We start from the raw sequence: 26,146 nt of genomic DNA, 5'->3' as shown, positions 1-26,146 counted from the left end.
CGCGCGGCGCTACAGCGCCGCCGCCAGTTCGGTGCCCTGCTTGATGGCCCGCTTGGCGTCGAGTTCGGCCGCGACGTCGGCGCCGCCGATCAGATGGGCGTTGACTCCGGCCGCGATCAGCTCCTCGTACAGGTCGCGGCGCGGGTCCTGGCCGGTGCACAGGACGACGGTGTCGACCTCGAGAAGGTGGCTCTCCTCGCCGACGGTGATGTGCAGTCCGGCGTCGTCGATGCGGTCGTAGCGGACGCCGGGGACCATGGTGACGCCCCGGTGCTTCAGCTCGGTGCGGTGGATCCAGCCGGTGGTCTTGCCCAGTCCGGCGCCGACCTTGGTGGCCTTGCGCTGCAGCAGGTGGACAGTGCGCGGGGACGCGGGGCGGCTCGGCGCGGCGAGGCCGCCGGGGGCCGCGTAGTCCATGTCGACGCCCCAGGTGCGGAAGTACGTCTCGGGGTCCTCGTGCGCCTTGTCGCCCGCGTCGGTGAGGAACTCGGCCACGTCGAAGCCGATGCCTCCCGCGCCGAGCACGGCGACCCGGTCGCCGACCGGGGCGTTGTCCCGCAGCACGTCGAGGTAGCCGACGACGCGCGGGTGGTCGATGCCGGGGATGTCGGGGGTGCGCGGGGTGACACCGGTGGCGACCACGACCTCGTCGTACCCGGTGAGGTCACCGGGGGTGATCCAGGTGCCGAGGCGAACGTCGACGCCGTGGGTGTCGAGCTGGTGGCGGAAGTAGCGCAGGGTCTCGTCGAACTCCTGCTTGCCGGGGACCTTGCGGGCCACGTTGAGCTGGCCGCCGATCTCGTGCGCGGCGTCGAACAGGGTGACCTGGTGGCCGCGTTCGGCCGCGGAGACCGCGCAGGCCAGGCCCGCGGGTCCGGCGCCGACGACGGCGACGCGCTTGCGCAGCCGGGTCGGGGTGAGCACGAGCTCGGTCTCGTGGCAGGCGCGGGGGTTGACCAGGCAGGAGGTGATCTTGCCGCTGAAGGTGTGGTCCAGGCACGCCTGGTTGCAGCCGATGCAGGTGTTGATGGCTTCCGGGGTGCCCGCGGCGGCCTTGGCGACGAAGTCGGGGTCGGCGAGCATCGGGCGGGCCACGGACACCATGTCGGCCCGGCCGTCCGCGAGCAACTCCTCGGCGAGGTCCGGGGTGTTGATGCGGTTGGTGGTGACCAGGGGTACGGACACCTCGCCCATGAGCTTCTTGGTGACCCAGGAGTAGGCACCGCGCGGCACGGAGGTGGCGATGGTGGGGATACGGGCCTCGTGCCAGCCGATGCCGGTGTTGATGATGGTCGCGCCGGCCGCCTCGACGGCCTTGGCGAGGGTGACGACCTCGGGCAGCGAGGAGCCGCCGGGCACGAGGTCCAGCATCGAGAGGCGGTAGATGATGATGAAGTCTGTGCCGACGGCCTCGCGGACCCGGCGGACGATCTCGACGGGGAAGCGCATCCGGTTCTCGTACGAGCCGCCCCAGCGGTCGGTGCGGTGGTTGGTGCCCGCGGCGATGAACTCGTTGATGAGGTAGCCCTCGGAGCCCATGATCTCGACGCCGTCGTACCCGGCCTGCTGAGCGAGGCGGGCGGTGCGGACGTAGTCCTCGATGGTCCGCTCGATGTCGGCGTCGGTCAGCTCACGGGGGACGTGGGGGCTGATCGGGGCCTGGAGCGGGCTCGGGGCGACCAGGTCGGCGTGGTAGGCGTAGCGGCCGAAGTGCAGGACCTGCAGGGCGATGCGGCCGCCCTCCCGGTGGACGGCGTCGGTGACGACGCGGTGGTCCTCCGCCTCGGCGTCGGTGGTGAGTTTCGCGCCGCCCTCGTAGGGGCGTCCCTCGTCGTTGGGGGCTATGCCACCGGTGACGATGAGGCCGACCCCGCCGCGCGCGCGGGCCGCGTAGAAGGCCGCCATCCGCTCGGAGCCGCGCTCGGCCTCCTCCAGGCCCACGTGCATGGAGCCCATGAGGACGCGGTTGGGCAGGGTGGTGAATCCCAGGTCGAGCGGGGACATCAGGTGCGGGTAACGGCTCATCGGGCCCTCCGTGGGGGTGCGGTCGCTTCTTGTTGTAGAGCAACCGCCCACCTTTTTGCAACTAGTTGCATAAGGGTGGGACGGAGGGCACATGGGCGTGGCGCACATGTGGAGAGGCGTGAGTACCGTCACCCGGCTCCGGCCAGGGCGGACGAGGCGAGTCGCGGCGTATCGGCTTCACGGCGCCGCGTAGCAGCGGATCGTCACGGTCTGCTCCGGGCTCCACCGCTGTTCGGTGCTGCCGAGCAGTTCCCAGCCCAGTCGCTCGTAGAGGGCGGCCGCCGCGGTGTCGGAGGCCAGGACGTCGAGCACCGGATGCAGGCCGCGATCCCGCGCTTCCCGGACAGCTCGGGCCATCAACGACGCGCCCAGCCCGTGGCCGCGTGCCGCTGGAGCGACGAACAATCGGCTGATGACCGCGGTCGCCTCGCCGCCCGCACCCTCGCGGGCCCTCCACAGGCCGGGCGCGACATCGCCGATGTCGTTCCGGGACAGCCCGACATGGCCCGCGATCCGGCCGTCCAGTTCCGCCACCCAGGCAGCGACGAGCACGGGCTGCGTCAGCCAGTCACCGGGGCGGTCGGGCCAGTTCATCGGATAGCCGTCCCGCTCGTGGACGGCGGCGAGTACCTGGACACAGGCGTCGAGGTCGCGATCGGTCCTGCGCCGGACACGAGGGGCCGGGATCTGCGGAGACGGGCGTCCGCTCTCAGTCCTCATCGCGGAAGGGAAGCACAGTCCACGACCCGCGACCAGCCGTTTTCACGGCAGGGTGCCCCGGCCGACGGGAATCGGCCGGGGCACCTCGCACGAGGGGTCGGTCAGCGGCTGTCCAGCAGCAGGTGGAGTTCCCGCTCCTGGTCGCCGGAGGCCGCCGCGGTCTCCTGGACGGTGAACATCTCGCCCAGCGCCTCACGGAACCGGTCCACCGCCCAGTACCCGCCCTGCACGTCCGCCTGGACGGACGAGCTGAGCTTGGCGGGCGGACAGTTCCCGGTGCGGGAGTCCGCGATGTCGTACGTGCCGAGCCACACCATCGGGCGTGACGCGTCCTGCTGCTGCGGGGCGTCGCCCGCGTCACGGTCCGACGCGAAGCAGGCGCTCAGCACATCGAAGACCACGCGCGCGTCGTCCGGCGAGCACCCGCTGATCTCCACCGAGACGGTCTCCGGGTGCGATGCCTCCGTGTTCGTCATGTCCGCTCCTTTCCTGGCCGTCCGCGCTGGTCGGGTACCCAGGCAGGCGGCGGCCATCCCCCCGGAGACCGGCGGACCCCGACGGATCAGCTCCGGGTGAACTTGTACGTCTTGCTGTCCGTGATCACACAGAACCCCGGCGAGACGACGATCACCCGCAGGGTGCCGCTGCGCCGGTCGTAGTCGATGCCCTCGGTCTCGAAGCTGCCCGAGCAGGAGCTGCGCAGCGGGAGCTGGCGCAGGGCCGTCACACGGCCGGACACGTTGGAGGTGCCGTTCGCCGGCGCCGACAGATCGATCTGGAGGAGCGGCTTGGTCATGCCGAACAGCGTGCCCTCCGGGTCGTCGGAGGAGCAGAGCAGCGTGGTGGGCCCGGAGAAGTCGCAGCCCTGCACATCGCGTACGGGGCGGTCCAGGGTGACATTGGAGGCCAGCTTCAGGTCGGCCGAGGGCGAGGTGGCCGCGTTGACGCCGGGGGTGGGGAAGACCAGCAGGCGGTTCATGGTGCCCCACTCGCCGGAGAGCATCCACTGCCCGTCGGGCGAGATGGCGGACCAGGAGTTGTTCATGGCCTCGCCGGGGGCGAGCGTGTGCGTGTACTCCGACCAGGCACCGCCGGGCGCCTGCACCCGGTACATCTTGGAGTTGCCCGAGTCCCGCTGGTAGGGCTCGATGTAGTAGCCGTTGTACGAGGCGTCGGGGTCGCCGACGTGGTTCCAGCCCCGGCTGGAGACGCCGACCGGGATGGTGCCGACGCCGGTGTAGCGGTTGGGGCTGTTCGCCGGGACCTCGACGGAGGTCAGGCCCTGGCTCTCGGTCAGCGGGTCGGCGCGGTCGGAACCGGTCTCGGTCCAGGTGTCCGCCGCCGAGGCGGGGGCCGCGGCGCCCAGGGACAGGGCGGCGGCGGTGGCCAGCGTGACGAGTCCGGCGGATAACGCGTGGCGGCGCTTTCGGGCAGGGGCGGGCATGGGCCGACTCCTCGGTGAGGGGGGGTGGGGACACTCGGTCGGCGCACAGTCTGGCCCGCCCAGGTAGGCATGTACAGACCAACAAGGAAGATGACGGTGAACTCTCCCGGCCCGTTGGACGACGTCCGCCACACGCGTCACGGGGCCACTGGGGCCGGGGAGTACACCGGAGGCCGGAGTGAGAGATGGTGGACGCACACGGTTCCTGGCACCACGGCCTCGGCGCGCCGGGTGTGGGCGCGGTACAACAAGGGGAGTCGGCACGGGGGACGGCGTGCCGTGCGGACGGGCGAAGGCGGTGCGTGGCATGAGTGCAGCCGAGACTCAGGCGGCCGGGAACGGCGAGCCCGAGCGCGGCCCCGTACGGCCCGGCGGGCTGCTCGACATGCTGGGCGTGGCCTCCGTGGTGCTGGACGCCCGGGGCCGCATCGTGCTGTGGAGCCCGCAGGCCGAGGAGCTGTTCGGCTACCCCGCCGATGAGGCGCTCGGCCGGTACGCGGCCCGGCTGATGGTGCACGAACGGCACATCGAACTGGTCGGTGAGTTGTTCGAGGACGTGCTGCGCACCGGACAGAGCTGGGCGGGCGGCTTCCCCATCCGCCGCAAGGACGGCACCACCCGACTGGTGGAGTTCCGCAACATGCGTCTGCTCGACGACCGGGGTGACGTGTACGCGCTGGGTCTGGCCGCCGACCAGTCGACGGTACGGCGGCTGGAGCACGACGTGGCGCTGTCCGAGCGGATGGTGCACCAGTCCCCGATGGGACTTGCCGTCCTGGACACCGCGCTGCGGTTCGTCTCGGTCAACCCGGCGCTGGAGCGGCTCAGCGGGGTCCCGGCCGAGCGGCACGAGGGCCGGACCATGCGCGAGGTGCTGCCGCTGCTGGACGCCGACGTGGTGGAGGAGGCCCTGCGGGAGGTGCTGACGAGCGGAGATCCGGTGATCGACCGGACCGTGGTGGGCCGTACCCCGGCCGACCCGGACGCCGAGCACACCTGGTCGCTGTCGCTGTACCGCCTGGACGACGCGCTGGGCAACGTCCTGGGGGCCGCCCTGTCCCTGGTCGACATCACCGAGCAGCACCGGGCGGCGGTGGAGGCGGAGAACGCACGGCGCAGGCTCGCCCTGATCGCGGACGCCTCCGCCCGCATCGGGACGACGCTGGAGCTGGAGCGCACCGCGTGCGAACTGGCCGAGGTCGCCGTCCCGGCACTGGCCGACGTCGCCGCTGTCGACCTGCTGGACGCGGTCGTGGAGGGCAGGCGCAGCACGCTCGGCCCGTCCGAACCGGCCGTGATCCGGGCGCTCGCCGTACGCCCGGACGACGGCGGCGACGCCGTACGGGCGGCCGACCGGCCCGGCGGCATCGCCTGGTACGGCCCGGACCGCCTGGTCACCGAGTGCGTGCGTACGGGCGAGGCGGTACACGTGCCCCGGGTCAAGGACGAGGACCTGCCGCGCATCGCGCGCTCCCCCGAGGCCGCCGTCATGCTGAGCCGGGCCGGGCTGCACTCCTACCTGGCCGTCCCGCTGATCGCGCGCGGCGAGGTGCTGGGCGCGCTGGACCTCAAGCGCACCCGCAACCCGGCGCCCTTCGACGAGGACGACGTGCTGCTGGCGCGGGAGCTGGCGGCGCGCGCCGCCGTGCAGATCGACAACGCGCGCTGGTACCAGAACGCCCGCAGCACCGCGCTGACCCTCCAGCGCAGCCTGCTGCCGAGCCATCCGCCGGTGACGGCGGGGCTGGAGGTGGCGTCCCGCTACCAGCCCGCGGGCTCCACCAGCGAGGTCGGCGGCGACTGGTTCGACGTCATTCCGCTGGACGGCGACAAGACGGCGCTGGTCGTCGGCGACGTGATGGGCAGCGGCATCAGCGCGGCCGCCACGATGGGCCTGCTGCGCACCGCCACCACCACCCTCGCCTCGCTCGACCTCGACCCGTCACTGCTGCTGGAACAGCTGGACAAGGCCACGGCGGCGACGGAGCACTCCATCGCCACCTGCGTGTACGCCGTCCACGACCCTCGGCAGCGCCGCTGTCTGATCGCCAACGCCGGGCACCTGCCTCCGGTACGGGTCCGTCCGGGCCGGCCGCCGGAGCTGCTGGACCTGCCCACGGGTGTGCCGCTGGGGGTGGGCGGGGTGGAGTTCGCGACCGTGACCGTCGACTTCGAGCCCGGCGACGAGCTGGTGCTGTACACCGACGGTCTGGTGGAGACCCGCAGCCACTCGCTGGACGAACGCCTTGACCGGCTGTTGTCCCTGCTGGCCGACGGCGCGGACCGTCCGCTGGAGGAGGTCTGCGAGCACCTCCTGAGCACGCTGTACGAGCCGGACAACCACGACGACGTGGCCGTACTCATCGCGCGGGCCCGCGACTTGTCGTAGCTCGCGGCTGTCGCAGTCCGCGATGTGTCGTGGGCCGGGGCTTGCCGTCGACTGGGGGCCGGGGCCGGGTCACCGTACGCCGATCACCACATGTGCGTCCCACTCATGTGAGACGGCCACATGTGCGGCCAGCCCAGCGCGGGCGAACACCTCCTGGGCGGCGGACGCCTGGCGTGCGCTGGTCTCGGAGAGCAGGCAGCCGCCGGGGGCCAGCCAGTCGGCCGCTCCGTCGGCCACCCGGCGCAGCACGTCGAGTCCGTCGGGGCCGCCGTCGAGCGCGGTCGGGGGTTCGTGGTCGCGGGCCTCGGCGGGGAGCAGGGAGATCTCCGCGGAGGGCACATAGGGCACGTTGGCGGTCAGGATGGCGACGCGACCGCGCAGTTCGGCGGGGAGTGCCGCGTAGAGGTCGCCAGTGTGGGCGCGCCCCATGTGGGGGGCGAGGTTACGGCGGGCGCAGCGGACGGCGGCCGGGTCGATGTCGGCGGCGTGCACCTCGGCGCCGTCGAGCGCGACGGCGAGGGCCGCGCCGAGTGCGCCGGAGCCGCAGCACAGGTCCACGACCACGCGTGCGTGCGGGGCGCGGGCCAGGGCCTGGTCGACGAGGAACTCGGTGCGGCGGCGGGGTACGAACACGCCGGGCTCCACGGTGATGCGCAGCCCGTGGAACTCGGCCCAGCCGAGGACGTGTTCGAGCGGGAGCCCGGAGGCGCGGCGCTCCGCCATCGCGGTGGCCTCGTCGGCGCTGCGGGCGGTGGCGAGGATCAGCCGGGCCTCGTCCTCGGCGAATACACAGCCGGCGGCGCGCAGTGCGGCCAAGAGGGAGGACGGGTCGGCGAGCGGGGAGGGTGATACGGGCACGGCGGCCATAAGAGCCTGGAGCCTTTCGGGGACCTGGGGCCTCAAGGCGCTCTCACGGTCACCGTCGCGTGAATCCGTGCCGTCACATGGCACGGGTACGAGGGGAGAGCACCCTGGCTGACACAGCGTTGATGGGTCTCACCTCCTCGTTCGCACCGGGCGCGCACTCCGCGCGACCGGACGGCCACCATACCGTGCCGGGGTCTCCGGACGGGACCGGATTCCTGGCACGGTCGGTGGCCGTGAGTCCGCGACGGCTCAGACGGCCACGGTCTCCTCGGTCTCCTCCTCGGCCTCGCGCACGGCTTCGCGCTCGGCCTCCCGTTCGGCCTCGGCGGCCGGGGTGTCCTGCGCGGCCGGCACCTCGGCCGGGGTCCGGCGGGCCGGGCGCTCCCACAGGGCGGCGATCCCGGTGACGGCGATACCGACGACCAGCCAGGCCACGAGGGTCCATACGTTGCGGGCGATGCCGTCGTCGCCGAAGTACAGCAGCGAGCGGATGCCCTCGACGAACCCGGCGCCGTTCCAGAAGGCGTGCAGGGTGCCGAAGAAGCCGTTCTGCAGCTCGGGCCGGAACAACCCGCCCGAGCTGGTGAAGTTCAGCATCACGAACAGCACCATCATGGCGAGCGTGGTCCAGCGCTTGAGGAAGGTGTGCAGGCCGACGCCGATGAGGAGGATGCCCGCCGAGTACAGCCACGCCATGGCCCACAGGGTGCCCAGGTCGTGGTGGGCGAGGTGGAAGACCGGCCCGGCGAGCAGGGCGCCGATGCCGCCGACCACGGCGGCCGTGCCGACCGCGATGAGCGCGCGCACCCGCACGGCGAGCGCGGCACCGGCCGCGCCGATGGCGGCGACGGAGGCGTAGGAGCCGATGCTGACGGCGATCAGCAGGAAGAACAGGCCCTGGCCCGTGGGGTCGTCGGACACCGGCTTCGCGATGTCGGTGACCTTCAGCGGGGCGCCCTGGTGCGCGGCGACCGGCGTGAAGACCTTCTCCACGGCGGTGGCGCCCATGTCGGAGGCGGCGCTCGCCACGATCAGCTCGGGTTCATGTGCGCTGGGCACATAGGCGCCGGTGACATGCCGGTCCCTCAGCAGCTCCACGGCTGCGGCCCGGGTGGAGACGGTACGGACGTCGAGCTTGTCCCCCGCGGTGTCCTTCACCGTCTGCGCGAACACCTTCGCCTCGGGTCCGGCGCCGACCACGGCCACGGGCATGTGGTGGGGCTCCGGGGTGACGAAGGCTCCCATATAGGCGAGCCCCATACCTATGCACATCAGCAGCGGGGTGATCAGGTGCGTGAGCACATGACGCAGTGCCGGGGACTTCATCGACCGGAACCTCCATTGGTTGTCTTATACAACTCACGTTCAAGTTGTACTATACAACCAGAATCGTTCGGACGGCTCGGAGGAGTTCCGTGAAGGGGTTCTCATGACGAAGGTGATCTCATGACGGCGGCGGAATCGGCCGTCGAGACGATCCAGCGCGAGATGACGGCGTTCGCGCGCCGGGCCCGCGCCTCGGCGGGGCGGATGCATCCCGAGTTGTCGCTGGTGTCGTACACGCTGCTCGGGCATCTGGAGGAGCGCGGCGGCTGCCGGGCGACCGACCTGGCCTCGCACTACGCGCTGGACAAGTCGACGGTGAGCCGTCAGGTGGGCGCGCTGGAGCGGGCCGGGCTGATCGAGCGGCGGCTCGCTCCGGAGGACGCCCGCGTGCAGGTGCTCCATCTCACCCGGGCGGGCGAGGAGATCCTGGCCCAGGTCACCGAGAGGCGCCGGGGCGCCTTCCAGGAACGGCTCGCCGACTGGCCGGAGGACGACCTGGTCCGCTTCGCGGCCTACCTGGAGCGGTACAACGCGGGGTCCACCGAATAAGCCGAACAACCGGCCGGGCTACGACTCGAGGGGCACGCGCACCCCGAAGAACCTCGTGTCCAGCCGGTGCCGGAAGCCGAGGGACTCGTAGAGGCGGATGGCGCCGGTGTTGGCCGCGCCGGTGTGCAGGAACGGGCGCTCGCCGCGCTCGCGGATGCCGTGCGCGACGGCGAGGATCAGCCGGGTGGCCAGCCCCTCGCCGCGGAAGGCCGGGTCGGTGCAGACCGCGCTGATCTCGGTCCAGCCCGGCGGACGCAGCCGCTCCCCCGCCATGGCGATCAGCGCGCCGTCACGCCGGATGCCGAGGTACGTGCCCATCTCGATGGTGCGCGGTTCGAACGGGCCGGGCTGGGTGCGCGCGACGAGGTCCAGCATCTCGGGCACATCGGCCGGGCCGAGCGGCATCGCCTCCGGGTCCGGGGCACCGGGCACGCCGTCGTCCGCCAGCTGCACCCCGGCCACGTCGAAGGTGATCTCCCAGCCTTCCGGCACCCGGCCCCGGTAGCCGAGCAGGGGGACCTCGGCGCCGGGTCCGGCGAGCGCGGCGAGTTCGGCCCAGTCGGCGGCCTCGGGTTCGTCGGGCAGGGCCAGCCAGGGCGACACCTCGACCGGGTACCGGAGCACCCGGCCGTACCGTTCGGCGAAGTGGGCGTGCGGGCCGGTGAGGGAGGCGCGGGCGGCGTTGTCCAGCGGGTGCGGGACGGTTGTCCCGGCGGGGCCGGGGTCCGCGCCGGTCAGGGTGTCGGCCTCCCGGCCGTCGTACCGCGTGGAGACGTACGCCTCGGGCATCCTGTTGTCCTCGTTTCCCTCGTCTCTTCACCGGCGCGGCGGCGCCTCGGCACTCCCCCCAATCGCGGCGGAGGGACGGCTATTCCCGATGCGCTCCCGGATGTGGCCGATGTCGCCGGTGTGGTCACTGATCAGGACGGGAGCGTGTGTGGCGGGAGCGTACGGTTGGACCATGAACGTCACCCGAGGCTTCACGGGCCGTCGGCGCGTCTCCCGTCCGGGGCTGCCTCCCGGACAGTACGACGCGGGCGACGACTGGCCCGTCCTGTCCGCCGAGGTCACCCCCGACCTCGCGCCCGCCGACTGGTCCTTCCACGTCGACGGGCTGGTGGACCGGCCGCACACCTGGAACTGGGACGAGGCACACGCCCTGCCCGGCTCGCTGTACGAGGGTGACATCCACTGTGTGACCGGCTGGTCCAGGTTCGGGATGCGCTTCGGCGGGGTCGCGCTGGACACGTTCCTCGCCGTGGCGCGGCCCCATGTGTCCGCCACACATGTGCTCGCCCGCTCCCACACCGGGTACACCGCGAACCTGCCGCTCGCCGATCTCACCGGCGGCCGGGCCTGGCTCGCCTGGGACCACGACGGCGCGCCGCTGGCCCCGGAGCACGGCGGTCCGGCCCGGCTGATCGTGCCGCACCTGTACTTCTGGAAGAGCGTGAAGTGGATCGCGGGCCTCACCCTCCTCGACCACGACGAACCGGGCTTCTGGGAGGGCAACGGCTACCACGAGCGGGGCAACCCGTGGGAGGAACAGCGGTACCGAGGTGACTGAGCTGACGTACGAGACACCGGCCTACGGGACCTCCGAGACCCCGGGGGCGGCCGGGTCCGCGCCCGTCGCTCCCCCGGCCCGCTTCGCGGTGCCCGGTCGGATCGCGGTGAGCGAGCAGGTGGCGGCGGCCTGGCAGACCGCCACCCTGACCGAGATCCGGCGGGAGACACCGTCCGCGTCGACGTTCCGGCTCGCGGTGCCCGAGTGGGCGGGGCATCTGCCCGGCCAGCATCTGATGCTGCGGCTGACCGCCGAGGACGGTTATGTGGCCCAGCGCCACTACTCCATCGCCTCCACGCCGGACGACTCCGGGCACATCGAGCTGACCTTGGACCGCGTCCCGGACGGTGAGGTCTCGGGCTGGTTCCACACGGTGGCCCGGCCCGGTGACCGGATCGACGTGCGCGGCCCGCTGAGCGGCTTCTTCGCCTGGCCGGGCGACCGTCCGGCGCTGCTGCTCGGGGCCGGTTCCGGGATCGTCCCGCTGATGTCGATGGTCCGGCACCACCGTGCGCGGGGTCTGTCGGTGCCGCTGCGGATGCTGGTGTCGGCACGCGGCCCGGAGGAGCTGATCTACGCCGACGAGCTGGGCGCGGAGACGACGGCCGTGTTCACCCGGAGCGCCCCGGCGGGTGTGCCGGTGGGCCGTATGTCGGCCGCACATGTGGCGCCGCTCCTGGCCGAGCAGCCGTCCGGTGGGTGGGAAGCCTATGTGTGCGGCTCCAATGGCTTCGCCGAACATGCCTCCCGTCTCCTCGTCGCGGCCGGTCAGCCGGTGGACCGCATCCGCATCGAACGCTTCGGCTGAGCCGCCGGGCTGCCGGGCCGTCGGGCTGCTGATCTTGCTGCGTCGTGGGGCCGACGGCAGCTCGTGGCGCGCCGGGTGCGCGAGGTCGGGTCCTGCTGGGTACCTGACGGGTGTGGACATCCGTACCCGGTCACCCGGCCGCCGGCGTCGGCCCAATCCGCTGCGGCGGCGGTCGGACGTGATGGAGGCGTGGGTGGTGGCGCTCGTCGCCGTCCTGCTGTGCGTGGTCGCGCCCCTGGCGGGAACGGCGGCCGGGTTCTACACCTACGACCGGGCGCGGGCCCACGCCGAGGAGCAGCGGGCCGAGCGGCACGCGGTACGGGCCGTGGTGCTCGGCCGTCCGGCGGCCCGGCCCACGGTGCACGGTGACCGTGGGCACGCCTACCGCGCCGAGGTCCGCTGGACGGAGCCGGGGCCAGGGTCGGGGCAGCGGAAACGTACCGCCGTCGCGCATGTCGCGGCCGGGACGCGTGCCGGGGACACGGTCACCGTCTGGTTCGACGGCCGGGGGCGCACGGTGGCGCCGCCGCCGAACGACGTGGCCGTCTGGCAGCACACGGTCGTGGTCGGCCTGGGCGTGGCGGGCGGCACGGCCGCGATCGTGCTGCTGGCCCGTGCGGTGGAGCGCCGGGTCGCGCTGCGGCACCGGCTGGACGAGTGGGAGCGTGCCTGGGCCCGTACCGGCCCGAGATGGACACGACGGAGCGCGTGAGGAACCCGCGTCGCCGCATCCCGCCTACGAGTTCACCGGTGCCCTCAGCGCCGTCACCAGCCGGGCGCGGGGGCTGCCGTCGGCACGCGTGCCGAACTCGGGCAGCGGCTGGAGCTCCACGGTGAACCCGGCCAACTCCAGTTCCCGGCGGACGTCGCCGAGGCGGAACGCGCGATAGTACATGACGAACGGTGGTCGCCACACGGCGTTGCGCACCCGCATCACCGCGTCGAAGGCGAGCAGCATCCAGTACGCGGGGCTCGACGGCCGGGGCGGCGCGAGCACCGGGAAGGCGAACCGCCCGCCCGGTCGCAGGGCCGAGTGGACCTGGGTGAAGAGGCCGGGCAGTTCCCGTGGCAGGAAGTGGCCGAAGGCACCGAAGCTGACGACGAGGTCGAAGGCGGCGGTGAAGGGCAGCGCGCGGGCGTCCGCCCGGACCAGGGCGACCTCCGCGCCCTGTCCGCGCCGGGCCACGTCGAGCATGCCCGCGCTGAAGTCGACCCCGGTGACGCTCCGGCGGCACAGTCCGTCCAGCACGGGCAGCCCGGCACCGGTGCCGCAGCACAGGTCGAGCCCGTCCTCGAACGGGCCGAGCGGTGCGAGCGCCTTCGCCACGGCGTCCAGCACCGGGGCGGGCGTCCGGAACGGCGTGTGGTCGAACTTGGGCGCGAGCAGGTCGTAGCCCCGCTCGACTGACGACAGCGCCTGCACGGCCAGTTCACGCGTGGTGGGACCCTCGGGGCTGAACATGGCTCCAGCGTAGGGCGTACGGGTGCCGGGTCAGGGCCGGGTGAGGAAGTCGGCGGCGACCGTCACGAACCGTTCCGGGTCGTCGAGCCAGGGGTAGTGTCCTGCCTCGGGCTGGACGACGAGCCTGGCGTCGGGGAAGAGTTCCGCGCACTCGGCGACGACCTCGGGCGGGCTGTTCAGGTCGAACTCGCCGGTCAGCAGCAGGACGGGCGCGGTGACGTCGGTGAGCGCCGCACGGGTGGCGGGCGGGTCGAAGGCGCCCTCCTCGCCGAAGCGGGTGACGGCCTCCATGTTGGTCGGCCGGCTCCCGGTGTGGTGCCGCTGGGCCGCGGCGTCCCAACGGCCGTAGCAGAAGGGGCTGATGGCGTCCCAGTCGGTGCCGGTGCCCTCGGTGATGGCCTCCAGCGCGGCGAAGGCCGCGGGGAACCAGGGTTCGTTCTTGCGGAGCCGGGCGACCTGGCGTCGGCTCTCGCCCGTGATGTCCAGGCCGACCGCCCGGGTGCCGGGCCCGATCAGGGCGAGGCGGCGCAGCCGGTGCGGGTGGCGGGCCGCGTACCGTGTGGCGATGTTGGCTCCCGCGGAGTGGCCGAGCAGGTCGATCCGGTCCAGGCCGAGGTGGACGCGGAGGGCCTCGATGTCGTCGACGAGCCGGTCGCAGCGGTAGGAGGCTGGGTCCTCGGGGGTGGCGGACCGGCCGGTGCCGCGCAGGTCGGGGACGGCCAGCCGCCGGTGCCCGGAGAGGCCGCCGAGGTCGCCCAGATAGCGGGAGTCCGTGGGGCCGCCGGGCACGCAGACGACCGGGTCGCCGTCTTTTTCGCCGAGGACCCGATAGGCCAGCGGGGTGCCGTCGGGTGCGGAGTAGGTGGGCATGGCGGGAAGTCTGCCCCCGGCATCCGATACGGCGAAAGCCATTTCAGTCCTTCAGCCGGTCCAGCGTGTTCCGGGTGTCCGTCTTCAGCCAGTCCGAGATCTCTTCGATCTTCGGCGGGTCCTTGTCGGGGTCGTACGAGGAGAGGTAGGCGCTGTAGCTCATCGTGTAGGTGACCCAGCCGTCGCGGACGGCCAGGGTGGCGTAGCGGGAGCCGCTGGAGGTGCCGCTGGTGGTGTCACGGGTCACGAGGTACGCCTCGTCGCCGATGTCCTCGACCGGGCCGACGTCGTAACCGCTGTGGCTCTCCTCGTAGTTCTTCCAGGTGGCGGTGAACTCGGGCCCCGGGTCGGTCGTTTTGTGCAGGTCCAGCTGGATGGAGAGGTAGGCGTCGGCGTAGGAGGAGCCGGGCTTCTTCAGGCTCGCGCTGCAGTAACTCTCGTCCAACGCCCGGTCCTCGAGGGAGCTGTGGGTGGGCGCGGAGTCTTCCGCGGTGTACTCGTCCTTGAATGAGGCGTAGTCCGCGCGGGAGCAGAGGTCGGACGGGGCCGCGTAGCCGCGCAGGTCGGCCGCGCTCGCCGCGGCGCCGATCAGGAAGACGCCGCCCGCCCAGGCGGCGGAGGCCACCACCGCGCCGACGACGGCCCACAGCACCGCCCGTCCGGCGGCACCGCTCCCACGGGCCGCGGGCGGCATCGGCGGCGGCCCATACTGCGGGGGCTGGGTGTAGGGGTTGCCCGGCTGGGGGCCGCTCGGCGTCGCGGGCGGCTGGAAGGGGCCCGGGGGTCCCGGGGGTGGGGACTGCGGGACCGGCGGCGGGGACTGCGGGCTCGGATACGGGTATGCAGTCGGCTGCGGCGGGACCGAGGGCGGCTGCGCGGGCGGTCCGGGCTGCGGCGGCCGGTCGGCGGGCTGCGCGGGCTGCTGCGGTGGCGTGGACATGTCGTGACGATAGGGCACAGGTGGCGCCCAAGTACCCCGCTCTACCGGGATCGTTACGGCACCCGGACACCGGTGGTGGGGGCGGGGCACATGTGGCGCCACACCATGTCGCCCCGTCATACGTCAGAGCCCGTCAGAGCCCTGGGGGTGTGTTCACAGCCCATACACAGCTGCCACCTATAGAGCACCGCCACATGGGCGCTCAGTGCGGCATCCGGGTTGCTCCCCTCAGCCGTCCGGCGCGGACAGCTCGCCGCACCACGTCGACCTTCCTACGTTGATCATATGAGCACCGGATTCTCACGTCGGGCGACCCTTTCCGTCTGTTCCCTGTGCATGGCGGGAGCGCTGGCCCTCGCGCCCGCGGCCGCCGCCACCGGAGGCGGCGGGGAACCAGCACCGCCCGCACCACGGGCGGCCGTCCCGCAGCCGTCCCTGCTCTACGGTTCCGGCGTCCAGGTACGCCCGCGCGCCGGTGCCCCCGAGACACCGCAGCTCTCGGCGCTGTCCTGGCTGGTGGCCGACGCCGACAGCGGTGATGTGCTCGCCGCCGACGGGGCGCACCGCAAGCTGCCGCCCGCGAGCACCCTGAAGACCCTGTTCGCGCTGACCGTCCTGCCGACGCTGCCCGCGACCCAGCAGCACAAGGTGAGTTACCAGGAGCTGGCGGACGTCGGCGAGGGCAGCAGCCTGGTCGGGGTGGAGGAGGGCCACACCTATCAGGTGGCGGACCTGTGGCGCGGCGTGTTCCTCAGCTCGGGCAACGACGCCGTGCACGTCCTGGCGGCCCTGGACGGGGGTGTGGACACCACCGTCGCCAAGATGCAGACGAAGGCGCGCACGCTGGGCGCGATGGACACCCATGTGATCTCCCCCGACGGCTACGACTCCCCCGGTCAGGTGTCCTCGGCGTTCGACCTGGCGGTGTTCGGCCGGGCCGGGCTGCACAACCCGGACTTCGCGCGGTACTGCTCGACCGCGCAGGCCCAGTTCCCCGGTGAGGGGTGGCCGTTCGCCATCGAGAACACCAACCGGCTGCTGACCGGCGAGGACGGCGTCGCTCCGTATCCGGGGATCATCGGCATCAAGAACGGCTACACCAGCAACGCGGGCAACACCCTCGTCGCCGCCGCCCGCAGGGGTGGCCGCACCCTGGTGGTCACGGTGATGAACCCTCAGGAGGGCGGCGGGCTCGCGGTGTACGAAGAGGCGCGCCAGCTGCTGGACTGGGGCTTCGCCGCCGCCGGACGGGTGGACCCGGTGGGCTCGCTGGACGGACTGCGCACCACGCCGGAGCCCACGCACTCCGCCGTCCCCGTCGCGGCGGCCACCTCTCCGGCGCCGGACGACGACACCGACTGGACCCGGACCGCGACCATCGCCGGGATCATCGTCCTCGGAGCGGCCGGGGTGACGCTGGCGCTGCGTAGCAAGGGCGGCAGGAACACCGGCGGAGGCACCAGAGCCTGACCTCCGCCACCGGTCAGCAGGCTCAGCCGCAGGGCAGCAGCGGTGCCGGTTCCAGCTCTCGTACCGTACGCACCGCTCCCACCGGCCGGCCGCCGCCCAGCAGGGGGGCGCCGGCGAAGTCGGTGAGGAGCGCCGGGTCGATCCCGGCGTGGGCGAGGGCGGCCGCGGCGACGGGTATCCGGGCCCGGTCGGCGCCGTCCGCGATCTTCACGGCGATGGCGCGGCCGTCGGGCAGCGCGGCCACCTGGACGCCCTCGAAGCCGTCCTTGGCGAGCAGGCCGGGCACGGTCCGCATCAGCGCGGCCACGTCACGGCGGGCGCCGGAGGCCATCTCGGCGTGCTCGCGCATCGCGTCCGCCACGCGCGCCTCGGGGGTGCCGGGGGCTGCGGTCGTGATGCGGGCGAGGGCGCGGGCGAGTCCGTGCAGGGAGACGGCGAACAGGGGCGCGCCGCAGCCGTCGACGGTGACATGGGCGACCCGCTGCCCGGTGAGGTCCTCGACGGTCTCGGCGATGGCCTGCTGGAGGGGGTGGGCGGGGTCGAGGTAGTCGGCCAGGGACCAGCCGTTGAGCGCCGCGGTCCAGAGCATGGCGGCGTGCTTGCCGGAGCAGTTCTGGGCGAGCCGGGAGGGGCTCCGGCCGTCGCGGACCCAGGCGTCGCGGACGACGGGGTCGTACGGCATGTCGGGGGTGTTGCGCAGGTCGGCCTCGGTGAGTCCGGCGCGTTCGAGGATGCGGCGGGTGCCCGCGAGGTGGCGTTCCTCGCCGGAGTGGCTGGCGGCGGCCAGGGAGAGCAGGTCGCCGTCGAGGGGCAGCCCGGCGCGCAGCATGGCGACGGCCTGGACGGGCTTGAGCGCGGAGCGCGGGTAGAAGGCGGCCTCGGTGTCGCCGAGCTGGAGCCGCGTCCGGCCGTCGGTGTCGAGGACGACGACCGAGCCGTGGTGGACGCCCTCGACGACTCCGCCGCGCACCAGGTGGGCGACGGGGGTGTGGCGGGGTGCGCGGACGACGGGGGCGTCGAGGGGGGAGCTGGTGTGCATCATTGCCTGCGTCACGGGGTCGGGGGTGGCCTGGGCGCGGGTCACGCGTCGGCTCCGGTGGTCTGCGGTCCGCCCTGTGCGGGCAGCGCCGGGGGTGTGGCGGCGCCCGCGGTGCGGACGATACGGGTGAGGGTCGTGGCGACCCGGTCGAGATGGTGGGTCATGGCCGCGACGGCGTCGTGTTCGGAGCCCGCGGCGAGCGCGTCGACGATGGCGCGGTGCTCGCGGTCGGACTGCTCGCGGCGGCCGCCCAGCTCGGTGAGGAAGGCCGACTGGCGGGCCAGGGCGTCGCGGATCTCCTCGATCACCTGGCGGAAGACCGGGTTGCGGGCGGCCTCCGCGACGGCGAGGTGGAAGAGGGTGTCCATGGCGACCCACGCGGTGGTGTCCGTCTCCCGCTCCATACGGTCCAGGAGACGGGTCAGCCGGTCCAGGTCCTCAGGGGTGTGCCGCCTGGCGGCGTACCCGGCGACCGGGACCTCTATGTGGCGCCGCACCTCCAGCAGGTCGCTGGCCGCGTAGTCGCCGAACGTGGGGTCCTCTACGGCGTCGGCGACGACGAACGTGCCCTTGCCGGTGCGGGAGACCGTGAGCCCCATGGTGTGCAGGGCGCGCAGCGCCTCGCGCACGACCGGCCGGGAGACCTCGAGGGTGCGGCACAGCTCAGCCTCGGAGGGCAGCTTGTCGCCGATCGCGTAGTCGCCGCGCTCGATGGCGCCGCGGAGGTGGCCGAGGACCGCTTCCATCGCGCTGACGCGTCGGGGGGCCGGACCACCTGTCTGGCTGTCTGACAGGTTCACGGAGCGATCGTGCGGTCTGAGGGCAGAACCTGTCAAGGCGGGACGAGCCGGTACGCGCACGGGGTGCGGACGCCCGTGTGTCCGGGCGTCCGCACCCCGTGCGGTGGGCGCGCTCGCTCAGTTGCTGAGCGTGCCGGTGGCGAGCAGGCCGATCAGGGCCACGCCGACGACGATCCGGTAGATCACGAAGGCGTTGAACGAGTGCTTGGCGACGAACTTCAGCAGCCAGGCGATGGACGCGTAGGCGACGACGAAGGAGACGACGGTGCCGACCACCAGGGGGGCGGCGCTGACGCCCGCGCCGAGGGCGTCCTTGAGCTCGTAGACACCGGCGCCGGTGAGGGCCGGGATGCCGAGGAAGAAGGAGAGGCGGGTGGCGGCGACGCGGTCGAGGTCGAGGATGAGCGCCGTGGACATGGTGGCGCCGGAGCGGGAGAAGCCGGGGAAGAGCAGCGCGAGGATCTGCGAGCAGCCGACCAGCATCGCGTCCTTGAACGAGGTGTCGTCCTCACCGCGCTTGTGGCGGCCCATCTGGTCGGCGGCCCACATCACGCCGGAGCCGACGATCAGGGAGCCCGCGACCACCCACAGGGAGGCGAGGGGCCCGTCGATCAGCGGCTTGGCGGCCAGTCCGACGACGACGATCGGGATCGTGGCCGCGATCACCCACCAGGCGAACTTGTAGTCGTGCCGGTAGCGCTGCTCGGGGTGGATCAGCCCCTGGAACCAGGCGGTGACGATCCGCTTGATGTCCTTGAAGAAGTACACGAGCACGGCCGCGATGGCACCGACCTGGATGACCGCGGAGAACCCGACGACGGACTTGTCGTCCACGGGGATGCCCATGAGCCCCTCGGTGATCTTCAGGTGACCGGTGGAGGACACCGGGAGGAACTCGGTCACCCCCTCCACTACTCCGAGGACGACGGCCTGACCGACAGAGATGGCGCTCATGGATTCCAGTTCTGGGGAGAGGGGGTCGACTGCGGTGCGGGCACGTCTTGGCGCGCCCGTTCGGCACCGGCGCGGACCGCTCCGGAGCGCCGCCCGCGCGTACGGCAGCGTAGAGGCACCGGGGGTGTGGGGCGGAACGCGGCCACGCGCGCTCCGGGCGGAACCCGGCTCGCTCACAACGACTTCTTACCGTCCGTGCCCGTATTGCCCGGGAAGTGAGGATCACCAGTTCTTCTCGAAGAGCTGGGCCACCTCGGCGATGCGCGCCTCGTCGCGGCGGTAGTAGGTGCGCAGCAGGCGACGGCGGGTGCGCAGCAGACCGAGGCGGGCGAGGAAGTCGAGGTGGGCGGCGGCGGTCCGGCGGGGTACGCCGAGCTTGCCGGCTACGGCGCGCAGGGTGACGCCGGTTCCGACGGGGTCGAGGCTCGCCGGAGGGAAGTGGGCCGCCGGGTCCTTGAGCCAGTCCAGGACGGTCTGGCGTACGCGGCCCGAGGGCGTGCCCATCATGTGTGTGCCGCCTCCACTCCCCCGGGTCTGCCGTGTGCCGTGGTCCCACTGTGGCGCAGGCGCCAGGGGTGCGTCCGGCTCTCGGTGCGGGTTGTCCGGTACCGGACTGCGGGCGGGGCGGGGGCCGTGGCGAGGTGGGGTGAGGCGGGCGGCCGGGTTCGCCCGTACGGCGGCTTGCGCCCGCACTAGTTGCACAGTCAACGATTGGCCGGATCGGTGCTACGGTGCGGGTATGGCAGTGAAGACGGGCGAGGGTGCCCGGCTCGAAGAACGTTGGCGGGACATCCTCGCGGTGCACGCGCGCACGATGTGCGAGATAGACCGTGCCCTCCATCCGCACGGACTGGGCGCCAGCGACTTCGAGGTGCTGGACATCCTGGCCGCGGAGACCCCCGTCGAGGGGGACCACTGCCGGGTGCAGAACCTGGTCGGCCGGGTCCACCTCAGCCAGTCCGCGCTCTCACGGCTGATCGGGCGGCTGGAGAAGGAGGGCCTGGTCGAGCGCTCGGTGTGCGCGGAGGATCGGCGCGGGGTGTGGGTGAGCCTCACCCGCAAGGGCCGCGACCTGCACGCGGAGGTGCTGCCCCTTCAGCGGGGGGTACTGGGGCGGATGCTGGCGGAATCGACGGACTGAGGTCCGGATCGCACATGGGCGTGGCCTACATAGGCGTGGCCCACGTGGGCGCAGCGCACATGGGTGCCGCCCACGCAGTGGCTACACACACGGGTGTTGCCACGCAGGCGCGCGACGCACATGGGCGCTGCCCACACAGGCTGAACGCACATAGATGCAGCCCACATGACAGCGGCCCCCATGGGCGCGCCACACACAGGCCCAGCCCCCACCCCAGACACACCCGTATGGCGAAGCCGCCCATGTGCGACTCCGCCATACGTGAGGCGGTTCAGCGCGCCAGCAGTGTCCGCACGCCCTGTGAGGTGAGCGTCAGCCCGTGCTCCGAGCTGCCGTCGATCGTGAGCGAGAGTTCCTCCTCGGGCCATTGGGCGGCGAGGGCACCGAGCTGGATCAGCCGGTAGCGGGACACGGAGGGCAGCAGCCCGGCCATCTCCAGCTCCGAGGTGAACACCGGAACCACCTGCTCGCCGCCGGGCTGCTCGAGTACCGGCAGAGCGACCATCGTGGAGTCGGCGCCCTCCGCGTCCACGGCCTCGTCGGGCATCGGGACGAGCACGTCACTGTGCGCGAGGGTCTCAAGGGCGGCCTGGTCGTCGGTGTTGACGGTCAGCACGTCCAGCGCCTGCTGGGCGGGCGTCGGCGTCGGAAGGTCGTCGTGTGCGGGTGTCTCCATGGCACATCCCCAGGTAGTGCGGTCGTACGGGCTCACGCTGGGCCGGGGCCCGAGCGCGCTCCCGGCCGCGTACCCATCCGCGCCCGGAGCATGCGCGCGGTTTCCAGCAGGTCCGAGCCCCGGCCCGCCCCTCCGAGCCCCGGCCCACCCCCCGGTCCCGGCGCCCCTTGGGGTCAGGCGATGCGCGGGGCCGCCCCCAGTCCGATGAACGGTTCACCCGATCAGACGGCAGGCACACGATCACAGCGAGCGAAGTCCGCACCTCCCAGCACCCGGTTCAGCTCCCGGCGAGCAGCCCCGGCACCGGCCTCACGCGCCGTACATCCCGTGGGCCGGGGCGGGGCTCGGCGGGAGTGTCTCCTGCGCGCGTACCCGGCCCCGGCCCAGCAGCAGGGTGCCGAGGAGGGTGAGCGCCAGGGCGACGAGGACGCCGAGGTTGGCGTGGGCCCACTCGCCGGACCGGCCGCCGAGGCCGAGCGGGCCGAGGAGGTACCCCTGCCAGCTCAGCCAGGCCGCGGCGGTGTTGGTGACCAGGCCCCAGCCGATCGCGGTGGCACTGAGGGTGAGGACGAGGGGCAGGACGGGGGCGTCGCCGTAGCGGCCGTCGGGACGGTAGAGGTCGCCTTCGTCGTAGTCGCGGTGGCGCAGGGCGAGGTCGGCGAGCATCACGCCGCACCAGGCGCCGATGGGCACGCCGAGGGTGGTGAGGAAGCCCATGAACTCGCCGAGGAAGGCGCCGCCGTAGAACACGATGTAGAGGGAGCCTGCGATCATCAGGACGCCGTCGAGGAGGGCGGCCAGATAGCGGGGCACGCGCAGTCCGGCGGAGAGCAGGGCGAGCCCGGAGGAGTAGATGTCCAGCACCGCGCCGCCGACCAGGCCGAGCACGGCCACCAGGGCGAAGGGGACGAGGAACCAGGTCGGCAGGATGGTGGTCAGGGCGCCGATGGGGTCGGCGGCGATGGCCCGGCTCAGCCGGTCGGAGGACCCGGCGAGCAGCAGGCCGAAGACGAGTAGGAGCAGCGGGGCGGCGGAGGCGCCGAGGGTGGTCCAGCCGATGACGCCGCGACTGGAGGAGGAGCGCGGGAGGTAACGGGAGTAGTCGGCGGCGGCGTTGACCCAGCCGAGTCCGAAGCCGGTCATCATGAACACCAGCGCGCCGATGAACTGCTGGGCGGAGCCCGCCGGGATGGCGCTGACGACGGCCCAGTGGACGTGGTCGGCGACGAGGGCGACGTAGACCAGGGTGAGCACGCCGGTGATGATGGTGATCAAGGTCTGCAGGCGCATGATGAGGTCGAAGCCCATGACGCCGCCGACCACGGTGAGCGCGGCGACGACGAGGAGGGCGACGGCCTTGGTCTCGGTGCCGCCGCCCCAGCCGAGGCGGCTGAAGACGGTGGCGGTGGCGAGGGTGGCGAGCGAGGTGAGGACGGTTTCCCAGCCGACCGTGAGCATCCAGGACATGACGGACGGCAGGCGGTTGCCGCGTACTCCGTAGGCGGCGCGGCTGAGCACCATGGTGGGCGCGGAGCCGCGTTTTCCGGCTACGGCGATGAGGCCGCAGAGCAGGAACGAGGCGACGATGCCGAGGACTCCGGCGGCGAGGGACTGCCAGAAGGAGATGCCGAAGCCGAGGGCGAAGGCGCCGTAGCTGAGGCCGAGGACGCTGACGTTGGCGCCGAACCAGGGCCAGAACAGGGTGCTCGGGGTGCCTTTGCGGTCCGCGTCCCCGATGACGTCGAGGCCGTGGGTCTCCAGTTGGATCTGGCGGCCGTCGGCTCCGCTGTCGTGGGGGTGCTGCGGCTGCGTCATCGGCGACCTACCTGTCCTGACGTGTCGCGTCCAAGCTAGGCGGGCGGGTGGAGGGGCGCAAGGAACGACCCGGCGTCAGCCGGTGGGCCTGACCGGGGCGTTCGGGCGGGAGGGGGTGGGCACCCCTCCCGAACGGCAGTAAGTTAGGCTAGCCTAAGTATGTTGCCGACACCCGGTCGGCAACGCGGCGGCCTCCGGTCGTCCGCGTGACCGCGGGCTCTGCCAGGGAGGCAGCGTTGTCGACACCCCTCTTCTCGTCGGTCATCCGCACCGCCAGCCAGGACCGGCACACCGAGGCCGAGCAGGCGCCGTTCATGGGCGCACTGCTGAGCGGCCGGTTCGGCGTGGACGCCTTCGCCAGGTACACCGAGCAACTCCTCTTCATATACCGCGCGTTGGAGGATTCCGCCGCCTCGCTGGAGGGCGATCCGATAGCGGGCCCGTTCCTCCGTCCCGAGCTGCGGCGGGTGGCCGAGCTGGAGCGCGACCTGCGGCACCTCCTGAGTGAGGACTGGCGCGACCGGGTGGCCCCGCTGCCCGCGACGGAGCGGTACGCGGCCCGTGTCGCCGAGGTCGCCGCGACCTGGCCGGCCGGATATGTGGCCCACCACTACACCCGCTACCTGGGCGATCTGTCGGGTGGTCAGGTGATCCGGCGCATCGCGGAGCGGACCTGGGGACTGGAGAGCAAGGGCGACGGCGTCCGCTTCTACGTCTTCGAGGGCATCGGCAACCCGGCCGCCTTCAAGCGCGAGTACCGCGAGCGGCTCGACGCGCTGCCGGTGGACGAGCTGGAGAAACGACGTGTGGTGGAGGAGTGCCGGTCAGCGTTCGCGCTGAACAACGCGGTCTTCACCGACCTCGGCACGCTCTTCCCGGCCACCGCCTGACATCCACTCCCCCTGACCGCGGGCAGCTGATCTCCCCGGCCCGGCGCGGTCCCGTTTCGGCGGGGCCGTGCCGGGCTTCTTCATGCCCGACAACTTGATTCACCGTACAAGCATCTGCATAATGGGCTTATGCATAAGCGGGTTATGGACACCGGTCCCATCGAGACCTCCCCGGAGACCTCCGTGGAGGATCTGATGCTCGCCGTGGAGCAGTTGGTGCGCCATGTGCGGCGCAGCGCCACGGCCGGGGGCCTCAGTACCGCCGCGTCCTCGGCGCTCGGCAGGCTGGGCCGGGAGGGGCCGCAGCGGCTGACCGAGCTGGCGCGGGCGGAGAACGCCACCCAGCCGAACATGACCCAGCTCGTCACCCGCATGGAGCGCGCGGGGCTGGTACGGCGGGTCGCCGACCGCACGGACGGGCGAGGTGTGCTGGTGGAGGTCACCGAGCTGGGCGAGGAGGTGTTCCGGGAGCGCCGGGCCGAGCGTGCCGAGGCGCTGGGGCAGCTCGTCGGCGAGCTGTCCGAGCCGGAACGGCAGGCCGTACGGGTCGCGCTGCCCGCCCTGGCCCGCGCGATACAGGAGCGTTCCTGAGTCATCCGTCGGATCTCTCCGGCGCCGCCACGGCAGGGCCGGGGAGAGCGACTCGAGCGGAGAGAAGCGGTAATGAGTGCACCGCGTGGAAGGGCCGCGAGCCCGTTCCGGCAACCGAAGGCCGTCTGGGCCGTGGCGTTCGCCTGCGTGATCTCGTTCATGGGCATCGGACTGGTCGACCCGATCCTGCCCGCCCTGGCCGACAGTCTGCACGCCACACCGAGCCAGGTGTCCCTGCTGTTCAGCAGCTATCTGATCGTGACGGCCGTCGCGATGCTGTTCGTCGGCTGGTTCTCCAGCCGCTTCGGCGCCAAGCGCACCCTGATCGTCGGCCTGGCGGTCATCGTGGTCTTCGCTGCGCTGGCCGGGACCACCGACTCGATCGACGGCATCGTCGGCTTCCGGGCGGGCTGGGGGCTGGGCAACGCCCTGTTCATCGCCACCTCGCTCGCCGTGATCGTCGCCTCGGCCAGCGGCGGCTTCGGCGGCGCGATCATCCTGTACGAGACCGCGCTCGGCCTCGGTATCGCCGTAGGCCCGCTGCTGGGCGGGGAGTTGGGGGCGATCAGCTGGCGCGGGCCGTTCTTCGGGGTGGCCGCGCTGATGGCCGTGGCTCTGGTCGCCACGCTGGCCTTCGTCCCCTCGATGCCGAAGCCCGCGCGCCCCACCTCCCCCATCGCCCCGCTGAAGGCGCTACGGCACCGGGGCCTGCTCACCATGGGCATCATGGCCCTGCTCTACAACTGGGGCTTCTTCACCATGCTGGGCTACGCGCCCTACCCGATGCGCCTGGACGCCCATGAGCTGGGCCTGGTCTTCACCGGCTGGGGTCTGCTGGTCGCCGCGTTCAGCGTCTTCTTCGCCCCACGCCTGCAGGCCCGCTTCGGCACGGCCCCGGTGCTGTACGCCAACCTGCTGGGCCTCGGCATCGTGATGACGGTCATCGCGGCGGGGGTCAGCAGTCCGACGACGGTCATAGCAGCGGTCATTGTTTCGGGCTGCTTTATCGGCATCAACAATACTTTGACCACGCAGGCCGTCATGCTCGTCTCCCCCGTCGAGCGTCCGGTGGCGTCCTCCGCGTACGGCTTCCTGCGGTTCATCGGCGGCGGTCTCGCGCCGTTCGTGGCAGGCAAGTTGGCGGACGCCACGGACCTGAGTGTGCCGTTCTACCTGGGTGCGGCGACCTTCGTGCTGGCCATCCCGGTGCTGGCCAGCGGGCACGGGCTGCTGCGGAAGGCGGAGGAGCAGCCGGATGAGGCGCCGGTCATGACGCCGTCGCTCGCCGCCGTGGGTGAGCCGGTGGAGGCGGGCGTGCCCCGGGTCATCGTGGCGGTGGGCGCGCGCGGCGGGGCCCCGGCCATCGTGGACGCGGCGGCGCGGCTCGCGCGGGAGACCGGCAGCCCGCTGGAGGTCGTGCACGTACGGGAGACGGTCGTGGTGGAGGAGCAGGCCGTGGAGCCGGAGGGTGCCGAGGAGGCGCGGGCGGCCGTCTCGGCCCATCTCGCCCGGCTGGCCGCACACGGGGTGACCGCGTCGGGGCAGGTCCTCACCAGCGTCGGCGACCATGCCGCCGCCGGACGGGTGCTGGCCGAGCACGCCGCGCGGGTCGGTGCGCGCGCGGTGGCGGTGGGCCGTTCACCGCGCGGGCCGCTGGCCCAGTTCGCGGACGGCAGCCTCACCTCCGCCCTCACCCACGGCGCACCCTGCGACGTGCTGTTGGTGGACACGGAGGCGGTGCCCCGGCAGCTGACCAGTGGCTCGCTGGTGGAGCTGCGCGACAGCGCGGTCTGAGCGGCGTAC

26 protein-coding genes are annotated in these 26,146 nt (G+C 72.5%); 10 read left to right on the top strand and 16 right to left on the bottom strand.

Going from position 1 to position 26,146, the window contains the following annotated elements; all coding sequences use genetic code 11:
- Positions 1–9 precede the first annotated feature (9 nt).
- From ACIPPM_RS20260 to ACIPPM_RS20245, 4 genes are all read right to left on the bottom strand, one after another.
- On the bottom strand, positions 10–2,025 hold the full coding sequence (locus tag ACIPPM_RS20260) for an FAD-dependent oxidoreductase (RefSeq protein WP_401449594.1): 2,016 nt from the start codon (positions 2,023–2,025) through the stop codon (positions 10–12).
- A gap of 177 nt (positions 2,026–2,202) precedes the next feature.
- On the bottom strand, positions 2,203–2,745 hold the full coding sequence (locus ACIPPM_RS20255; RefSeq protein ID WP_401449591.1) for a GNAT family N-acetyltransferase: 543 nt from the start codon (positions 2,743–2,745) through the stop codon (positions 2,203–2,205).
- Between the two features lie 101 nt (positions 2,746–2,846).
- The gene (locus ACIPPM_RS20250; RefSeq protein ID WP_401449588.1) at positions 2,847–3,221 is read right to left on the bottom strand and encodes a hypothetical protein; all 375 of its coding nucleotides are present in this window, start codon (positions 3,219–3,221) and stop codon (positions 2,847–2,849) included.
- Between the two features lie 86 nt (positions 3,222–3,307).
- Positions 3,308–4,189, bottom strand: a complete 882-nt coding sequence (locus ACIPPM_RS20245; RefSeq protein ID WP_401449586.1) for a hypothetical protein — start codon at positions 4,187–4,189, stop codon at positions 3,308–3,310.
- Between the two features lie 307 nt (positions 4,190–4,496).
- Here ACIPPM_RS20245 and ACIPPM_RS20240 point away from each other — a divergent pair, with 307 nt between their 5' ends.
- Positions 4,497–6,578: a SpoIIE family protein phosphatase gene (locus ACIPPM_RS20240; protein WP_401449583.1), complete on the top strand. Its 2,082-nt coding sequence runs from the start codon at positions 4,497–4,499 to the stop codon at positions 6,576–6,578.
- A gap of 69 nt (positions 6,579–6,647) precedes the next feature.
- Here ACIPPM_RS20240 and ACIPPM_RS20235 read toward each other — a convergent pair whose 3' ends face one another.
- Positions 6,648–7,445, bottom strand: coding sequence for a putative protein N(5)-glutamine methyltransferase (locus ACIPPM_RS20235; protein ID WP_401449580.1), 798 nt, complete (start codon positions 7,443–7,445; stop codon positions 6,648–6,650).
- A gap of 249 nt (positions 7,446–7,694) precedes the next feature.
- Positions 7,695–8,771, bottom strand: a complete 1,077-nt coding sequence (locus tag ACIPPM_RS20230; protein WP_401449577.1) for a hypothetical protein — start codon at positions 8,769–8,771, stop codon at positions 7,695–7,697.
- A 120-nt stretch (positions 8,772–8,891) separates the two neighbouring features.
- Between ACIPPM_RS20230 and ACIPPM_RS20225 the strand changes: the two genes are divergently transcribed.
- On the top strand, positions 8,892–9,320 hold the full coding sequence (locus ACIPPM_RS20225; RefSeq protein WP_401449574.1) for a MarR family winged helix-turn-helix transcriptional regulator: 429 nt from the start codon (positions 8,892–8,894) through the stop codon (positions 9,318–9,320).
- Positions 9,321–9,338: 18 nt separating this feature from the next.
- Here the strand turns inward: ACIPPM_RS20225 and ACIPPM_RS20220 are convergent, their stop codons facing one another.
- Positions 9,339–10,109 (bottom strand): GNAT family N-acetyltransferase, encoded by a 771-nt coding sequence (locus ACIPPM_RS20220; RefSeq protein WP_401449571.1) that lies wholly within the window; start codon positions 10,107–10,109, stop codon positions 9,339–9,341.
- A gap of 172 nt (positions 10,110–10,281) precedes the next feature.
- Between ACIPPM_RS20220 and ACIPPM_RS20215 the strand changes: the two genes are divergently transcribed.
- From ACIPPM_RS20215 to ACIPPM_RS20205, 3 genes are all read left to right on the top strand, one after another.
- Positions 10,282–10,887, top strand: a complete 606-nt coding sequence (locus tag ACIPPM_RS20215; RefSeq protein ID WP_401449568.1) for a sulfite oxidase-like oxidoreductase — start codon at positions 10,282–10,284, stop codon at positions 10,885–10,887.
- Between the two features lie 88 nt (positions 10,888–10,975).
- Positions 10,976–11,695, top strand: coding sequence for a ferredoxin reductase (locus ACIPPM_RS20210; protein WP_401450139.1), 720 nt, complete (start codon positions 10,976–10,978; stop codon positions 11,693–11,695).
- A gap of 193 nt (positions 11,696–11,888) precedes the next feature.
- Positions 11,889–12,407 (top strand): hypothetical protein, encoded by a 519-nt coding sequence (locus ACIPPM_RS20205; protein WP_401449565.1) that lies wholly within the window; start codon positions 11,889–11,891, stop codon positions 12,405–12,407.
- A 24-nt stretch (positions 12,408–12,431) separates the two neighbouring features.
- Here the strand turns inward: ACIPPM_RS20205 and ACIPPM_RS20200 are convergent, their stop codons facing one another.
- From ACIPPM_RS20200 to ACIPPM_RS20190, 3 genes are read right to left on the bottom strand one after another with little or no spacing between them, the layout of a single operon-like run.
- Entirely contained in the window at positions 12,432–13,157 is a 726-nt protein-coding gene (locus ACIPPM_RS20200) for a class I SAM-dependent DNA methyltransferase (protein WP_401449562.1), read from the bottom strand.
- Positions 13,158–13,187: 30 nt separating this feature from the next.
- Positions 13,188–14,027: an alpha/beta fold hydrolase gene (locus tag ACIPPM_RS20195; RefSeq protein WP_401449559.1), complete on the bottom strand. Its 840-nt coding sequence runs from the start codon at positions 14,025–14,027 to the stop codon at positions 13,188–13,190.
- A 43-nt stretch (positions 14,028–14,070) separates the two neighbouring features.
- Positions 14,071–14,967: a hypothetical protein gene (locus ACIPPM_RS20190; protein WP_401449557.1), complete on the bottom strand. Its 897-nt coding sequence runs from the start codon at positions 14,965–14,967 to the stop codon at positions 14,071–14,073.
- A gap of 285 nt (positions 14,968–15,252) precedes the next feature.
- On the opposite strand from ACIPPM_RS20190, the gene ACIPPM_RS20185 reads away from it, so the two are divergent.
- Positions 15,253–16,437: a D-alanyl-D-alanine carboxypeptidase family protein gene (locus ACIPPM_RS20185; RefSeq protein ID WP_401449554.1), complete on the top strand. Its 1,185-nt coding sequence runs from the start codon at positions 15,253–15,255 to the stop codon at positions 16,435–16,437.
- A gap of 22 nt (positions 16,438–16,459) precedes the next feature.
- Here ACIPPM_RS20185 and ACIPPM_RS20180 read toward each other — a convergent pair whose 3' ends face one another.
- The 4 genes from ACIPPM_RS20180 to ACIPPM_RS20165 form a co-directional block, all read right to left on the bottom strand.
- Positions 16,460–17,476 carry an asparaginase gene (locus ACIPPM_RS20180; protein ID WP_401450137.1) on the bottom strand — a complete coding sequence of 339 codons (1,017 nt, stop codon included), beginning with the start codon at positions 17,474–17,476 and terminating at the stop codon, positions 16,460–16,462.
- Positions 17,477–17,517: 41 nt separating this feature from the next.
- On the bottom strand, positions 17,518–18,276 hold the full coding sequence (locus ACIPPM_RS20175; RefSeq protein WP_401449551.1) for a FadR/GntR family transcriptional regulator: 759 nt from the start codon (positions 18,274–18,276) through the stop codon (positions 17,518–17,520).
- Positions 18,277–18,393: 117 nt separating this feature from the next.
- Positions 18,394–19,230, bottom strand: coding sequence for an undecaprenyl-diphosphate phosphatase (locus ACIPPM_RS20170; protein ID WP_401449549.1), 837 nt, complete (start codon positions 19,228–19,230; stop codon positions 18,394–18,396).
- Positions 19,231–19,452: 222 nt separating this feature from the next.
- Positions 19,453–19,737 carry an ArsR family transcriptional regulator gene (locus tag ACIPPM_RS20165; protein ID WP_401449546.1) on the bottom strand — a complete coding sequence of 95 codons (285 nt, stop codon included), beginning with the start codon at positions 19,735–19,737 and terminating at the stop codon, positions 19,453–19,455.
- A gap of 232 nt (positions 19,738–19,969) precedes the next feature.
- Between ACIPPM_RS20165 and ACIPPM_RS20160 the strand changes: the two genes are divergently transcribed.
- A complete protein-coding gene (locus tag ACIPPM_RS20160) occupies positions 19,970–20,371 on the top strand; it encodes a MarR family winged helix-turn-helix transcriptional regulator (RefSeq protein ID WP_393593035.1) in 402 nt (133 codons plus the stop codon).
- Between the two features lie 271 nt (positions 20,372–20,642).
- On the opposite strand, the gene ACIPPM_RS20155 is transcribed toward ACIPPM_RS20160, so the two are convergent.
- Entirely contained in the window at positions 20,643–21,047 is a 405-nt protein-coding gene (locus ACIPPM_RS20155; RefSeq protein ID WP_388998405.1) for an SseB family protein, read from the bottom strand.
- Between the two features lie 309 nt (positions 21,048–21,356).
- A complete protein-coding gene (locus tag ACIPPM_RS20150) occupies positions 21,357–22,862 on the bottom strand; it encodes a purine-cytosine permease family protein (protein WP_401449542.1) in 1,506 nt (501 codons plus the stop codon).
- A gap of 236 nt (positions 22,863–23,098) precedes the next feature.
- Between ACIPPM_RS20150 and ACIPPM_RS20145 the strand changes: the two genes are divergently transcribed.
- The 3 genes from ACIPPM_RS20145 (at position 23,099) to ACIPPM_RS20135 (ending at position 26,137) form a co-directional block, all read left to right on the top strand.
- The gene (locus ACIPPM_RS20145) at positions 23,099–23,752 is read left to right on the top strand and encodes a heme oxygenase (biliverdin-producing) (protein ID WP_401449539.1); all 654 of its coding nucleotides are present in this window, start codon (positions 23,099–23,101) and stop codon (positions 23,750–23,752) included.
- Positions 23,753–23,881: 129 nt separating this feature from the next.
- Positions 23,882–24,343, top strand: a complete 462-nt coding sequence (locus ACIPPM_RS20140) for a MarR family winged helix-turn-helix transcriptional regulator (protein WP_401449536.1) — start codon at positions 23,882–23,884, stop codon at positions 24,341–24,343.
- A 72-nt stretch (positions 24,344–24,415) separates the two neighbouring features.
- Positions 24,416–26,137 (top strand): MFS transporter, encoded by a 1,722-nt coding sequence (locus ACIPPM_RS20135; protein ID WP_401449533.1) that lies wholly within the window; start codon positions 24,416–24,418, stop codon positions 26,135–26,137.
- Positions 26,138–26,146: the final 9 nt, after the last annotated feature.

The organism is Streptomyces sp. NPDC090119, from assembly GCF_044747085.1.
Taxonomy (GTDB): Bacteria; Actinomycetota; Actinomycetes; order Streptomycetales; family Streptomycetaceae; genus Streptomyces.
Note: the sequence above shows the minus strand (reverse complement) of the source record. Positions and strands in the feature narration are given on the sequence as shown.